Genomic DNA, 14,099 nt, shown 5'->3' on the forward strand with positions numbered 1-14,099 from the left:
TGCCGGCCGGAGCCCGGCTCAATCGCCGGCAGTCATGCCCGTCACCACCGGCAGCAGCACGGCGCTGCGCCCGTCCGGCCCATGCTCGATCGTCACCGTCGCCTTGCGGTAATCCGACGGTTTGGCGAACAGGATGTTGGGCACCCAGGTCTGCGGGTTGCGGTCGTAGAGCGGGAACAGGCTGGACTGGATCTGCACCATGATCCGGTGGCCGGGCTTGAACTCGTAGTTCACCGTGGGCAGGCGGAACTTGTATTCCTGCACCTGGTTCGCCGGGATCGGCGAGGGGTCGGCGAAGCTCTTGCGATAGCGCCCGCGGAAGATGTCGAGGGAGACCGGCAGCTCGTAGCCGCCCATCGCGGGATCGGTCGGATCGGTACCGGGATAGACGTCGATCAGCTTGACCACGAAGTCGCCGTCGGTGCCGGTGGTGCTGGCGAAGAGGTCGGCGATCGGTGCGCCTTCGAGCCGCACGGTCTTGCTCAGCACCGGCGTGGTGTAGCTCAGCACGTCGGGGCGGTCCGCCACGAAGCGCTGGTCGTGGACCAGCCAGGTGCGCCAGCGGTCCTCGTTCTGGGTCGGGATCGGCCGCGGCAGGTAGGGCACCGGCTTGGCCGGGTCGGCGACGTAGCTGTCGCTGCCGCCGTTCGGCTGCCCGAAGCCCAGGCCCATGTCGGCCTGCAGGTAGAGCGGGGTGAGCTGCTGAGCGCTGGCCACCTTCCAGTCGGCGAAGCCGTCCCAGTGCTGCTCGACCGGGTTGTAGATCATCGCCTCGGGCAGCGGCTTGGGCAGCGGCGTGCCGCGCAGGTAGTGGTTGAACCACGGGATCATCACGTTCTGGCGGAATTGCGCAGTGGTGTTGCCCGGCCACTTGAGCGGTCCGATGTTCCAGCCGTCGCGGTTGATCTGGCTGTGCCACCAGGGGCCCATCACGAGGTGGTTGTTGGCGCCGTGCCCGGCCTGCTTGAGCGCTTCCCAGGCATGCACGGCGCCGTAGATGTCTTCCTGGTCCCACAGGCCTTGCAGCCACATGGTGGGCACGTCGGAGGGATGCGCGACGAGCAGCTTGTCCAGCGCCTGCAGCTGCCAGAAGGCGTCGTAGGCGGGGTGTGCCGAGAAGCGGTTCCACCAGGGCAGCTGCCTGAAGCCGTTGGCCTCGGCATAGGCGCCGGCCGAACCGGCGTCGAGGAAGTTGGTGTAGTCGTCGTAGTTTTCGCGCGGGATGCTCTCGCCTTCACCCTTCTTGCTCGTCTGGCCGCTGAAGTAGTCGAGGTTCACCTGGCGCAGGGCACCGTAGTGGTACCAGTCGTCACCCATCCAGCCGTCGATCATCGGGCTCTCCGGCGCCGCGGCCTTCAGCGCGGGGTGCGGGTGGAGCAAGGCCATGGCAACCGTCCAGCCGTCGTAGGACGAACCGATCATGCCGACGTTGCCGTTCGATTCCTTGATGTTCTTCACCAGCCAGTCGATGGTGTCCCAGGCATCGGTGGTGTCGTCGGTCGTGGTCGGGTTGAGCGGACCCATCGGCGGGCGCGTCATGATGTACTGGCCTTCCGAGCCGTATTTGCCGCGCACGTCCTGCCAGACCAGGATGGTGCTGCCGTCGGCCCAGTCCTTGTCGCCCGACCACACGGTGTCGGCCATGTGCGGGCTGCTGTTGGGCGTGAAGCTGCCGGCGTTGTAAGGCGTGCGCTCGAGCAGCATCGGCAGGCCGTGCGCAGCCTTCGGGATCAGCAGCACGGTGTGCAGCTTCACGCCGTCGCGCATCGGGATCATGACCTCGCGCTTGACGTAGTCGAAGTTGCCCTGCGGTTGCTTCCAGTCGGCCGGAATGTCCGACGCGCTCTGGATCATGTCGGGCGTGACTTTCGCGGCATCGGAGCCCGGTGCGGGCGCCGCGGGCGAGGCGACTGAAAGGAGGCAGGCGAGCGAAACCAGCGCCGTGGCCAGGACGGTTTTTTTCATGGGCAGAGGGTCCTCTTGGGAGCGTCAGCAGCGCTTGTTGGTTGCCGTTCGCCACTATGCGAAGGTTCGCAGGGATTTTGCAACCGCGCCTGTACGGGAGCATATCCGGGACAAAGAAGTCATCATCTGCGCCAGCAGGCGATACGGGTTTCCTTCCGGCACACTTGAGCGGGTCATCTGGAGCAATGGCGCTTAACATGGCATCCGAGCTGCACACTTTCATCCACTTGCTCTTCATCGGCGTGGTGGCGTTGTTTCCGGTGGTCAATCCGATCGGCACCGCCTTCGTGGTGATGCCTTACTTCGCGCACCTGGATCGGGCCGGCAAAAGGCAGGCGGTGCGCATGATCACGCTGTATGCGTTTTGCGTCTGTACGGTGACGCTGATTGCAGGGCAGTGGATCCTGAAGCTGTTCGGGCTGTCGATTCCGGTGGTGCAGCTGGCGGGCGGCATCATGATTTGCAAGATGGGTTGGGAATTCCTTTCGTCCGACAAGGATGCGGGCGCCGATGGCGGCGGCGACGTGGAGGGGACGAAACCGCGCAGCATCGACGACCAGCTGTTTTACCCGCTGACCTTCCCGCTGACCACGGGGGCGGGAACGATCTCGGTGCTGCTCACCCTGAGCGCGCACGGCGCGGATGCCGATCTGCGCCAGATGCTGTTCAACATGGGAGCGATCCTGCTGGCGATCGTGCTGATGTGCGTGCTGGTGTACGTGTTCTTTCTGAACACCCAGCGCATCGAACGCTACCTGGGCTCCCAGGGCGAGCGGATCTTCAACCGCCTGATCGCCTTCTTCATTTTCTGTGTGGGCCTGCAGATCGCCGTCACGGGCGCCAGGGCGCTGTTTGCCTAGTGGGGGCCGCGCCCTGGCGGCACGCCGGCCACAAGCAACCGAGGCATCAGGGACGCTCCCGACATCGGATGCGTTCAAAGGATGGACAGGGGCTCCGGTTCGCCATGACGCCGTTCCGCTTTGTTGCCGACATCCATGTCTCAGACCGCTTTGATCGTTCGAAAGAGGCGCGCTCATGATTTCCGGAAGAACGCTCGAAAGCTGGTGCGCCAGCCATCCGTTGATTCGCGAGCTGGTCGCGCTGCAGCAGACCACCTGGTTCCATCCCGCGTTGGCTCCGGTCGCGGAGTCGATCGGTGATGTGGGATTGACGGCGGCGGACGTCGCCGATGCCAGTGCGCGGTTAACGCGTTTTGCGTCCTACCTCAGGCGTGCGTTTCCGGAGACGGAAGGCAGTGGCGGCATCATCGAGTCGGACGTGCGCCCTTTGCCGAAGCTGCATGCCTTGCTTGGCGAGCGCTACGGCCGGAGCATGGGCGGATCGCTGTGGCTCAAGCGGGACAGCCACCTGCCTATTTCCGGCTCGATCAAGGCGCGCGGCGGCATCTATGAAGTGCTCAAGCATGCCGAGGATCTGGCGCTGGCCGGAAAGCTGTTGAGGCTCGACGACGACTACGCGGTGCTGGGCAGCGACAAGGCCCGCGCCTTCTTTGGCCAATACAAGATAGCCGTCGGCTCGACCGGCAACCTTGGCCTGTCCATCGGCATCATGGGTGCGGCGCTGGGTTTTCAGGTGACGGTGCACATGTCCGCGGATGCGCGGCAATGGAAGAAGGACATGCTGCGCTCGCGCGGCGTCACGGTCGTCGAGCATGCCTCCGATTACAGCGTGGCCATTGCCCAAGGCCGCAAGCAGGCCGGGCTCGATCCCGCCTGCCACTTCGTCGACGACGAGAACTCGGTCAACCTGTTCCTGGGCTACGCGGTCGCGGCCGAGCGGCTGCAGACGCAATTGGCGCAAGCCGACATCGCCGTGGATGCGCAACATCCACTGTTCGTCTATTTGCCCTGTGGCATCGGCGGCGCGCCCGGTGGCGTGGCCTTCGGCTTGAAGCTGGTCTACGGCGACGCGGTGCACTGCATGTTCGCCGAGCCCACGCACTCGCCGTGCATGCTGCTGGGCGTCTATACCGGGCTGCACGATGCGGTCTGCGTGCAGGACTTCGGCATCGACAACGTCACTGCGGCCGATGGACTGGCGGTCGGACGTGCTTCGGGCTTTGTCGGGAAGGCCATGCAGCGCCTGGTGGATGGCTACTACACCGTCAGCGACGAGGAGATGTACAGCTTGCTGGCGCTGATGGAGCGCAGCGAGGGCGTGCGCCTGGAACCGTCTGCGCTCGCCGGCGTGCCGGGCATCGGCAGAGTCCATGCCGACCAGCAGGGCTACCTGGCGCGTGCGGGCCTGGACAGCCACGCCATGGCGCAGGCCACCCACCTGGTATGGGCCACCGGTGGCAACATGGTGCCGCCGGACGAGATGCAAACCTATCTGGACAAGGGCCGCCGGTTGCTGGCGAAGGATTGGGCCGTGGGGTGAGATGCCTCGATTCCCGGGGCGCGGCTGCCGCAACGCGTGGCGATCGACATGTCGCCACTCACCATGGAACCCGCCGGCCCAGGTAATCAAGATACTGAAGGCCCGCTTTTCCTGCCTGCGCGTCGATGGTGTTGGCGAGGTTCGGGATGCTCTCCTCGATGCTCAAACGCGCCTCGGGACCGCCCAGGTCGGTCCGCACCCAGCCCGGAGCCATCAGCAGCAGTGTTCTCGCCTCGCCGGCGTGGCGCGCGGCGAAGCTGCGCATGAACATGTTGAGCGCCGCCTTGCTGGCGCGATACACCTCGTGGTGCCCGTTCTCGTTGTTGGCAACACTGCCCTGCCCGGAGGACATGATGCCGATCGTGCCATCGGCCAGTACGAGATCCTGCAGGACTTCGATGACGCGCATCGGACTCAAGGCATTCGTGACCATCACGCGCACGAACTCGTCGGTCGACACATCCGCGATCGTTTCATGATCGGCATTCTTGACGCCGGCATTGACGAACAGCATGTCGAACTTTCTCGATGCCAGCCGCGCGCGCAGCGCGGTCACCTGGTCCGGCTGGACGATGTCGACGGTCTCGATCTCAAGCCGCCCATCGCGAGCCTCCATGAGGTTGTGCAGTCTGGATGTGCTTGCGCCACGTTCGGTGGCGACCACATTCCAGCCACGCTTGAGGTACTCCTGCGCCAGGGCGAAGCCCAGGCCGCGGGAGGCGCCAATGAGCAGGAGTTTCTTGTCGGAGGAGAGAGCTGGCATCTGCCATGGCCTTTGTCGACGTATGCAATGAAGGACAGCATGCCGCGGCTGTCCGAAACAGGAAAGACAGTATCCCCGACGGAATGTCGATTTCCCTCCCTCTCGTTCGTCGTTGAGGAGGTTCGCTCACTGGCGCCCTTGGCTTGGGCGCCATCGGGGTTCGATCCGGAAACACTCAGATCTTCATGATGCCTACGCGATCCGATCGGGAGAGTGCGATGAAGCAAGATGCCGGTTGCTTGAAGCTTGGCGTGACGCTAAGCATGCTTTTGGCCATAGCCGTTGCCGAATGTTCGGCAGCTCAAAACCCGCAACATGCGTATCCGGCCATGGCGCCCGTATCCCAATACCTGATGGCGGACCGCGATGCGGAAATCGCGCTGGCACGCAGCGCGGCGCCCAAGGCCATTTCGGGGGAGGCCACGATCCTGGTGCTCGGGCCGCATGGCTACGTCACCGCGGTCGAAGGCAGCAACGGCTTTGTATGCATGGTCGACCGGTCCTGGTCGGCGCAGTTCGATTTCCCGGAATTCTGGAATCCCGGATTGCGCGGGCCCACGTGCTTCAACCCGCAGGCGGCACGCTCGATCCTGCCGATAACCTACAAGAGGACCGAGCTGGCTCTCGCCGGACAATCCAGGGATCAAATCATGGAAGGCATCAAGGCCGCACTCGCCAGCAAACAGTTGCCGCGCCTGGAACCTGGCGCGATGTGCTACATGATGTCGAAACAGGGCTACCTGAATGATTCCGCGGGGCACTGGATGCCGCACCTGATGTTTTACATGCCGCTCGAAGCGGATTGGGGTGCCGACTTGCCGGGCTCTCCGGTCATGCTGAACCCGCAGTTTCAGGTCCCCGAGAACATCAAGGTGTTCATGGTTCCGGCCGGCAAGTGGTCCGATGGAACGCCTGCGCCGGCGATGTAGCAAGCGGAGAAGCAATGGAGCAAAAATGGATGCCGCCAACTGGCCCGGCTGAAGGAGCTGTCGCAGATGAAACAAGGTGGAGCCTCCTGTCGCCGGGTGTTGCATGTGCTGAAGCGACTTGCGCTGGTGCTGCCGGTGGTCTGCCTGCCGGTGGGCACGGTCGACGCGAATGCCGCCCGGTCGGGGACGGATTGGGTAAGCACATGGATCGCTGCCCCGCAGCCGCCCTTGCCGGGTTCGGTCGATCACTACCGCGCCCAAAGCCTGCGCCTGATCGTGCATGTCAGCGCAGGCGGGTCGCAAGTTCGTATCCGCTTGTCGAACCTCTACGGCGATGCGCCGCTGACGATCGGCGCTGCGCACATCGCGCGTCGCGCGAGCGGTGCGGATATCGAGCCGGCCAGCGATCGCGCGCTGACGTTTGGCGGACGCGCATCCATCGTGGTACCGGCGCATGCAACGGTGCTGAGCGATCCCGCACGCCTGGAGATACCTGCTCTGGCAGATCTGTCGGTGAGCCTGTATCTGCCTGGGGGCGTCGCTGCCACGACCGTGCACATTCTCGCTCAGCAGACCAGCTACCTATCGCGTCCAGGTGATGCCACGGCGGCCGTACGCTTTCCGGTCGCTCGACGCATCGATATGTGGCCGTTTGTCTCGGGTGTGGATGTAGCGGCCACGCCGCCCAGCTTCGCCGTGGTCGCCTTCGGCGACTCCACCGTGGACGGCGATGGTTCCACCGCCGATGCCAACCGACGCTGGCCGGATGTCTTGGCCGCGCGCCTGCAGCAAGCCGGTCGGAACGTGGCCGTGCTCAACGCAGGCCTTATCGGCAACCGCCTTTTGCATGGCAGCCCGGGTGGCAGCACGTTCGGTACGGCGCTGGGCGAAGCAGGGCTTGCGCGCTTCACCCGCGATGCGCTCGATCAGGCCGGCGCGAAGGTCGTCATCGTGCGTATCGGCAGCAACGACCTTGGCTTCTTGCACGGGTTGGCGCCGCCAGGCGAGCCCGTGGATGCCCATGATCTGATCACCGGCTATCGGCGGCTTGTCACGCTGGCTCACCGACATGGCCTGGGCATTGTCGGAACCACCATACCGCCCTTTGAAAACGCCGCCATTCCAGGCTATTCAACGCCCGCGAAGGATGTGATTCGCCAACAGGTCAACGCGTGGATACGTCATGGCGGCGAATTCGACGCTGTGCTCGACTTCGATCAGATTTTGCGCGACCCGTCGCATCCCGCACGGCTGCTGCCGGCGTACGACAGCGGCGACCACCTGCACCCCAACGATGCAGGCTATCGCGCCGTGGCCTCGGCACTCTCCCTGGCGACGCTCGATACATTGGCTTCCGGCTCGGCCAGAGCCAAGTCGCACATGTAATCGGCAAACCACGCGGATCTGGCTCGAGCGTGCGATACGGTCATCAATGCCGTGTGCGCTTGCCGCTCGCGCTGGCGGGGTTCATCTCGACGCTCAAGGTGAAGGTGCGTTGTTCGTCAGGTTGCATGGCGCCGACGCCCACCAGCTTGCGCGCGACTTCCTCGCCGTGTTCGTTGCGGATGGTCAGCACCATCGAGTATTCCCACGCACCGCTGTCGATGGGGTTGCGGAAGCTGCCTTCCACGCGCAGTGGTACGGACGCCGGCGCCGCGATCGCGCCGGTTGGCTCACTGAAGCGCAACTTGTGGCGGCAGGCGGGGCACACGGCCGCACTTTCCAGGATGGTTTCCCGGCAGTGCGGACAGGTGCGCGTCGCCCCGGCCGTGCCCGGATATGCGGCGGTCACGAAGCTGTGCCGTTCTGCCCGTGGTTCTTGTGCGTACTGCTGCCGTCCTTGGCATCGTCCCAGCCGAACTCGGCGTGGCCCCGCATGCGCGAACCTGCCGCCACGCTGAGCGAGCCGGCCTTCAGGTCGCCGGTCAGTGCGCCGCTTTGCTGCAAGTCCACGTGTGCCGCCGATTCGATGTTGCCGATCAGTTCGCCCGCGATGGTGACCTTCTCGGCGCGCATGCTGCCGGTCACCTTGGCGCCAGCCTCGATGGTCAGGTCGCCGAGCACGTTGACGTCGCCTTTGAAGCTGCCGGCGATGCGCACATGGCCCGCGCCTTCGATCTTGCCCTCGATGGTGATATCGGGCGCGATCAACGATTCGGCCTTGGGCTTGCCGGGCGTGGGTGCGGGCGTGGGGCGGAATGCGGGTTGCACCGGCGCTTCCGCTGCGGGCTTGCTCTCCGGGATGTTGAGGCGAGCCGGGTCCATGGCTTCGGGCGTGGCGGTGGCGGAGGTCTTGGCGGGTTCTTTCCACAGGGCCATGGCGGGACTCCGGTTCTGTCAGACGGAGGGTCAGCCTACGCCCCCAAACCCGGGTCAGGTTCACTTGCGCGCGCCGAAGCGGGGTTTAGGTTCAGGTTCGCGCTCTAATTGGCTGTTTGCTATGGGCTTGCGCACCCTGACGCCGCGTTCGCGACCGCATCGATCGGGAATGCGCGCAACCGCTAAGCAAAAGGGGACGTTGGTAGCCGAGTCAGGGTATCCGGCTGCGGTTTAACTACCTGCCAACCCAGGACGGGCGCGACGTGTCAGCTGTGCCCACACGTCGTGCCCGTGGCTAATTCAGTGGATAGCCGAACCCTGGAACTGAGGATCTTCCATCAGAGCCTTGCGCAGTTTGCCGAAAGCCTCCGCTGCCGCTTCTTTGGCTGGCGGTACATCCATAAGCGAGCGACTCTTCTCGACATGGCCGTGGCCGGTGAAATCACGATTCCACACCGTTTGCCCGCTGGCATTCAAAGCGGTGACCTTGATCGTGAGATCAAAATCACTCGCCGGCCAGAAGATCGCGCTGTTGCCCGATGAATTGGTCGTCAGGATCGGCTCGAACACGAAGGTCAGGTGGTGATCGGAGATGTAGGCGGCACGACCAGTTTCCGGCACGCTGTAGACCTTGCGGAATACGCTGCCGAGCGTACTGAGAATTGCCGGCTCCATATCGCGGTATGGAAAATACCGCATCTTGTCGCCGCCGCCTGCCGGAGTGGTCACTTCAAGTTTGCGGTTGGCGTCGCTGATGAAATAACCCACCGACGTATCAACGGTCTGATCTGAAGGGTAGTTCACGTCGGCGCGTACTGACACGGGATGTGCGCAGCCAGCCATGACCAATATGGCGCCAATGATGCTCAGCTGTGCCAGTAACCGGGTGGGGAAAGCAGCATTGAGCTTGATCATTTGTGCAGTGCCTTCTGGAAGTCTGGATCAGCGAGTAGTTCATGTACCAGCTTCTGCACGGCCTCCATATAGCCTTGGGCTGCTGCCGGAATAGCCGTCATGCCGGCGAAGGATGATTTCCACTCATAGTGAGTTGTCTTCTGGCTGTGATAGATGCGCTGGCCATCTCGATCCACCCAGAAATCCGCTGCCAGGTCGGCGGTACCGATCGAGAAGCCGGAGCCGTCGAAAGCGTTGTGTGTCATGGTGCCGCCGATAACGTCATGAGACGCCGGGTCCAGCAAGCCCGCCTGGGACAGCTCCGTCTGTATTGCGTCGTGCAGATACGCGTTGAACGATGCCGACGGCGTGGAAAAATTTCCGCCACGCAACGTCACCTTGTTGATGGCCTCCGAACCGGCGCCAATGGTGCCGACGTTCGCGTGGACAAGATCACCATTGCGAAGTGCCAGCTGATTTTCCGCAGAAGGCGTGTACTTCGGTGCGACTGCACCACACGCGCCAAGCAATAGGCAGAGAACTGCCATCCCTATGCGTTGCATCAAGTTTTCCCCTGTTTATTTTCGAAAAGCCGATAAGCCGCGAGCTGCGCACGCGACACCCCAAGATATTTGGCGTGGTGCGGAATGGCAAGCATTCGGAAGCAGACGGGCATGGGTAGTTCAAGTCGAGCTGCCCGGTTGCGATTTAACTATCTCCCGGTTTTCCCCCTGCGGGAAAACAGCAAGGGTGTCAGGGATAATTGCTGGCAAATCGGCACCCATTTGCTCAACGGACTTGAGCGCTCCGGTACCTCGTGGGACGATCGTGCAAATGAACAGTCGACCCGCCGCTGCGCAGCATCTGCGCGACCTCGCACGGTTGCGCCGTGTTCGCGACAGGATCGATCGGGAATACGCGCAACCGCTGGATGTCGATGCGCTCGCCCATGGCGTGTATATGTCGGCCGGGCACCTCAGCCGCCAGTTCAAGCTCGCCTTCGGCGAGTCGCCTTATTCCTATCTGATGACCCGACGCATCGAGCGCGCGATGGCGCTGCTGCGTCGTGGCGACCTCAGCGTCACCGAGGTCTGCTTCGCGGTCGGCTGCGCGTCGCTGGGCACTTTCAGCACACGCTTCACCGAGCTGGCCGGGGTGCCGCCCAGCGTCTATCGACGCGAAGCGGCGCACGCGACGGCGGGCATGCCGTCCTGCGTGGCGAGGCAGGTGACGCGACCGGTCAGGAATCGAGAAGCATCGGCCCATGAGCCAGACTTAGCATGACGACTCCCCCCGCACCGAGCACGACGGCCATGGACATCCATATTCACGCGAGCTTTCTTCCGCAGACCGACCCGGACGCCTCGCTGGCGTTCTATCGCGACACGCTCGGTTTCGAAGTGCGCAACGACGTCGGCTACAACGGGATGCGCTGGATCACGGTCGGGCCGCCGGATCAGCCCGGTACGTCCATCGTGCTGTATCCGCCAGCCGCCAGCCCGGGCGTCACCGACGACGAGAAGCGCACCATCGCCGAGATGATGGCCAAGGGCACCTACGCGATCATGCTGCTGGCCACCAAGGACCTCGACGCCGCCTTCGAGCGGATACAGGCCAGTGGCGCCGAGATCGTCGAGGAGCCGACCCAGCAAGCGTACGGGGTGCGCGACTGTGCCGTGCGCGATCCCGCAGGCAACCTGCTGCGCGTGCAGGAGCGGCGTTGAGGGGTTGGGCGATCGCGGTTCAATTCGCGACAAGGGACATCGAAGATCCATCGTCATCCAAGCAACGGCCGGGATCCTAGCGACTTAAAGTTATTGACGGCCAAGACGCGGGATGACCGGACGCGCCGTTGCAATGCGATTCCTGCCTTCGCAGGAATGACGATCAAAAAACGGCTATTCGAGGCTCCCGATGCCATCGGAACGGTCGGATCGGAACGGTCGGCGATAGTGCCCACATGACGCGCGCGCGATGGCAGCCATGAGGAAACGGACGGCACCATGAAAAACGAGAAGAACAGCGCGAAAGACACAAGCGGCGACACTCCCTCCCAACTTATTGATGGGAGGATCGCGCAGCTGGGCGATTGGCGGGGCGATGCGCTTGCGCGGGTCCGGGCGATCATCAAGCAAGCCGTCCCCGACGTGGTCGAGGAATGGAAGTGGCGAGGGGTCCCGGTGTGGTACCACGATGGAATCATCTGCACCGGCGAGACGTACAAGAACGCCGTGAAGATGACCTTCGCCAAGGGCGCCTCGCTGGCAGATCCCTCGGGCCTCTTCAATTCGAGCCTCGAAGGCAACACCCGGCGTGCCATCGATTTTCATGAAGGCGACAAGATCGATGAGATGGCGTTGAAGGCGCTCATCCGTGCCGCCGTGGCGCTGAACAAGTCCAAGGCAAAATCAAGGCGGCGGCAACTGCCGCCAGAATGATTCACGCCAGGCGGCGAAGCAGCTCCATGCCGGGCGCGCAAGCCGACTCGAGACGTGCCCGCTCGTCGGTGGGCAAGCTCACCCACTTCGGCGGGTTCTTGCGCACGCGCGCGGCCGCCTGCGCCAGCCACGAAGGATCGTCCAGGCTGGGGTCCATGAAGCGAACGATGCGCTGGAGCTCGGCGTGGGGAGCATCAAGCATCGACTCGTAGCGCACATGCAGTACCTGCTCGGCGGGCACGTTCTCGAGGAGCTGCAGGCCCACGGTGATCATCTCGGACCAGGCCAGCCCGATCGGCTCGATCGGAAGCTCGAAGCGGTGGAACACGTCGACGTCGAAGCTCTCGGGTACGAGTCCATGCCACTCCGGCGGCAGATCCGCAGGGATCTGGTACGTCGGCGTGAGATAGGGGGCCGTGCCGAACCGCTGCTTGAACATCGTGCCGATCATGCCCATGCGCATCGGGGCGAACCGGCGCGCCGAGACCGCGAACTCGCGGCCGTCGCGAAAGACGTGGATGAACCTGGCCGCCGGAAAGAAGTGCGACAAAGGATGGACGAGGCCGAGCGACGCGCCCGAACGCTCGCACCAGAACCGGCGGCCGAGGCGCGCGCACAGCCACTGGAAGACCTGCAGGTACTGCCGATGGATCCGGTCTTCCGGCAATGCCTGCACGAAGATGCGCAGTTCCTCGTGCAGTCCGTCAGGGTCTTCGGTGAGCGGCGGGAGCGTCATCGCCAACAGCGGCGGAATGCCCGTCTCGCGAAAGCGCAGCGCGGAGGCCAGCGGGTAGCGAAACTCGTCGATGGCGAGGCCGCGCTCCATGAGGCGAAGCCACGCCGCATGGCGGGGACGCGGCTCGCTCAACACGGACCAGAAGTCCGGGCCGTCGACGGGATCCTTGCGGAAACCGAGCGGGTGGAGCGCGTTGAACAGCTCGGAGAGGCTCAGGACATCCGGGTGCAACGAGAGCAGCTCGGACAGCATCGTCGAGCCGGAGCGGCCCGTGCTGACGATGAAGAGAGGGGTTTGGGGTGATCCGGTCATCACGGGACGTCACTCTTTGCGGCCTGCTCTCGGGCATGGACTCTGGCCAGGCGCGGCTGCGTCTCCGGCATGGTCAGCAAGACGGGCATCACGACCAGGGCGACGGCGGCGATCATGGCGCCGGGCAGGGCGGTCCATCCGGTCAGCCGCACGAGCAGCTCGGCGAGGAAGGGCGTCAGGCCGCCGAAGATGGCTGTGGCGACGGTCACGCCCAGCGCCAGGCCGCTGAGTCGGCCTTCGCCGGGAAACTGTTCGGCGGTCGCCGGGGCGCCTACCGCACTCACGCCGCCGGCGAGGCAGGCCAGCACGATCGCGCCGGCGGCGACGTGCAGCTCGCCGCCACCGGCCATCAGGCCGAACATCGACAGCGGCAGCAGCATGCCGGCGACACCCAGCCAGATCAGTACCGGTTTGCGTCCGACCCGGTCGGAGAGCGCACCCGTCAGCGGCGTGACCAGGATCACTGCCACCGCGGCAACGGTCGACAGCCACAGCGAACGGCCTTCGGCCAGGATGCCCGACGAGTTCAGGAACGCCGGCACATAGGTGATGCCGACGTAGTAAGTGATGGAACCCAGCGCCGAGATGGCGAAGGTGCGCAGCAGCGCGGGCCGGTGACGGGCGACGGTGTGGCGCAGCGGGGACTTGGGCACGGTGCGCTGCCGCACCTGGCGCAGGAAGTCCGGCGACTCCTCCATGCCTGACCGCGCGAACCACACGCCGCCTGCCAGCGCCGCGCCCACGAAGAACGGAATGCGCCAGCCCCAGGCGTCGAGATGGACTGTACTCATCGCCCCCACCGTCAGTGCGGCGACCGCCACGGCCAACAGCGCCCCGACCTCGCTGGCGGCAGAGGCCAGCGAAGTGATCAAGCCGCGCCGGTCCTCGCGCGCACCCTCCAGCAGGTAGGCGACCACGCCCGTATATTCGCCGCCGACCGAGAACGCCATGAAGCAGCGCAGCAGCAACAGCCACGCACCCGCCGCCGGCCCGATCGCGGCATGGTCGGGCAGCAAGGCTGTGGCGAGCATCGCCAGCGTCATCAGCATCATCGACAGCACCAGGGTGCGCTGCCGTCCGATGCGGTCGCCGAGATGGCCGAACACCATCGCGCCCAGCGGCCGCATGCCGTAGGAAATGGCGAACCCGGCGAGGGTTGCCAGCAGCGAGTTGCGCCCGCCGCCGAAGAACACCCGCGACAGCACCGTGGCGAAATACAGGTAGAGCGTAAAGTCGTACCACTCCACCACCGTCGACAGTGCCGCGACCGCCATCGAGGCACGCGAGGCTTCGGGAGCACGGTGGTTTTCGGTCGAGGTCATGCAGACGGGTTGCCGGAAGCG

15 protein-coding genes are annotated in these 14,099 nt (G+C 64.5%); 7 read left to right on the forward strand and 8 right to left on the reverse strand.

The annotated features are described in order from the left end of the window. Positions 1-18: 18 nt before the first annotated feature. A complete protein-coding gene (locus B0E46_RS16495) occupies positions 19-1,965 on the reverse strand; it encodes a CocE/NonD family hydrolase (RefSeq protein WP_077556807.1) in 1,947 nt (648 codons plus the stop codon). Between the two features lie 41 nt (positions 1,966-2,006). Here B0E46_RS16495 and B0E46_RS16500 point away from each other — a divergent pair, with 41 nt between their 5' ends. Both B0E46_RS16500 and B0E46_RS16505 read left to right on the forward strand, forming a co-directional pair. Next, positions 2,007-2,825 carry a MarC family protein gene (locus tag B0E46_RS16500; protein WP_217316365.1) on the forward strand — a complete coding sequence of 273 codons (819 nt, stop codon included), beginning with the start codon at positions 2,007-2,009 and terminating at the stop codon, positions 2,823-2,825. 175 nt (positions 2,826-3,000) lie between these two features. Beyond that, positions 3,001-4,365, forward strand: a complete 1,365-nt coding sequence (locus tag B0E46_RS16505; protein WP_077556809.1) for a D-serine ammonia-lyase — start codon at positions 3,001-3,003, stop codon at positions 4,363-4,365. A 58-nt stretch (positions 4,366-4,423) separates the two neighbouring features. Here B0E46_RS16505 and B0E46_RS16510 read toward each other — a convergent pair whose 3' ends face one another. Further along, positions 4,424-5,128, reverse strand: coding sequence for an SDR family NAD(P)-dependent oxidoreductase (locus tag B0E46_RS16510; protein ID WP_077556810.1), 705 nt, complete (start codon positions 5,126-5,128; stop codon positions 4,424-4,426). A 218-nt stretch (positions 5,129-5,346) separates the two neighbouring features. Between B0E46_RS16510 and B0E46_RS16515 the strand changes: the two genes are divergently transcribed. Both B0E46_RS16515 and B0E46_RS16520 read left to right on the forward strand, forming a co-directional pair. Beyond that, positions 5,347-6,057, forward strand: coding sequence for a hypothetical protein (locus B0E46_RS16515; protein ID WP_077556811.1), 711 nt, complete (start codon positions 5,347-5,349; stop codon positions 6,055-6,057). Positions 6,058-6,183: 126 nt separating this feature from the next. Further along, the gene (locus tag B0E46_RS16520) at positions 6,184-7,443 is read left to right on the forward strand and encodes an SGNH/GDSL hydrolase family protein (protein ID WP_217316366.1); all 1,260 of its coding nucleotides are present in this window, start codon (positions 6,184-6,186) and stop codon (positions 7,441-7,443) included. A gap of 43 nt (positions 7,444-7,486) precedes the next feature. Here the strand turns inward: B0E46_RS16520 and B0E46_RS16525 are convergent, their stop codons facing one another. From B0E46_RS16525 to B0E46_RS16540, 4 genes are all read right to left on the reverse strand, one after another. Next, positions 7,487-7,849 carry a hypothetical protein gene (locus B0E46_RS16525; RefSeq protein WP_077556813.1) on the reverse strand — a complete coding sequence of 121 codons (363 nt, stop codon included), beginning with the start codon at positions 7,847-7,849 and terminating at the stop codon, positions 7,487-7,489. Further along, complete coding sequence (locus B0E46_RS16530; RefSeq protein ID WP_077556814.1) at positions 7,846-8,376, reverse strand: polymer-forming cytoskeletal protein; 531 nt, start codon at positions 8,374-8,376, stop codon at positions 7,846-7,848. The genes B0E46_RS16525 and B0E46_RS16530 overlap by 4 nt, the downstream gene beginning before the upstream one ends. Before the next feature lie 300 nt (positions 8,377-8,676). Then, complete coding sequence (locus B0E46_RS16535) at positions 8,677-9,291, reverse strand: hypothetical protein (RefSeq protein ID WP_077556815.1); 615 nt, start codon at positions 9,289-9,291, stop codon at positions 8,677-8,679. Continuing rightward, on the reverse strand, positions 9,288-9,833 hold the full coding sequence (locus tag B0E46_RS16540) for a hypothetical protein (RefSeq protein WP_139350596.1): 546 nt from the start codon (positions 9,831-9,833) through the stop codon (positions 9,288-9,290). The genes B0E46_RS16535 and B0E46_RS16540 overlap by 4 nt, the downstream gene beginning before the upstream one ends. 271 nt (positions 9,834-10,104) lie before the next feature. On the opposite strand from B0E46_RS16540, the gene B0E46_RS16545 reads away from it, so the two are divergent. The 3 genes from B0E46_RS16545 (at position 10,105) to B0E46_RS16555 (ending at position 11,708) form a co-directional block, all read left to right on the forward strand. Beyond that, positions 10,105-10,554 (forward strand): helix-turn-helix transcriptional regulator, encoded by a 450-nt coding sequence (locus B0E46_RS16545; protein WP_077556817.1) that lies wholly within the window; start codon positions 10,105-10,107, stop codon positions 10,552-10,554. Further along, positions 10,551-10,994, forward strand: a complete 444-nt coding sequence (locus B0E46_RS16550) for a VOC family protein (RefSeq protein WP_254425190.1) — start codon at positions 10,551-10,553, stop codon at positions 10,992-10,994. Before B0E46_RS16545 ends, B0E46_RS16550 begins: the two co-directional genes overlap by 4 nt. A 279-nt stretch (positions 10,995-11,273) precedes the next feature. Beyond that, positions 11,274-11,708 carry a DUF1801 domain-containing protein gene (locus B0E46_RS16555; protein ID WP_077556819.1) on the forward strand — a complete coding sequence of 145 codons (435 nt, stop codon included), beginning with the start codon at positions 11,274-11,276 and terminating at the stop codon, positions 11,706-11,708. A gap of 1 nt (position 11,709) precedes the next feature. Here B0E46_RS16555 and B0E46_RS16560 read toward each other — a convergent pair whose 3' ends face one another. Then, on the reverse strand, positions 11,710-12,756 hold the full coding sequence (locus tag B0E46_RS16560; protein ID WP_077556820.1) for a sulfotransferase: 1,047 nt from the start codon (positions 12,754-12,756) through the stop codon (positions 11,710-11,712). Then, positions 12,756-14,078 (reverse strand): MFS transporter, encoded by a 1,323-nt coding sequence (locus B0E46_RS16565; protein ID WP_077556821.1) that lies wholly within the window; start codon positions 14,076-14,078, stop codon positions 12,756-12,758. Before B0E46_RS16565 ends, B0E46_RS16560 begins: the two co-directional genes overlap by 1 nt. Between the last annotated feature and the right edge of the window lie 21 nt (positions 14,079-14,099).

This window comes from Rhodanobacter sp. B04 (assembly GCF_002001125.1).
Taxonomy (GTDB): domain Bacteria; phylum Pseudomonadota; class Gammaproteobacteria; order Xanthomonadales; family Rhodanobacteraceae; genus Rhodanobacter.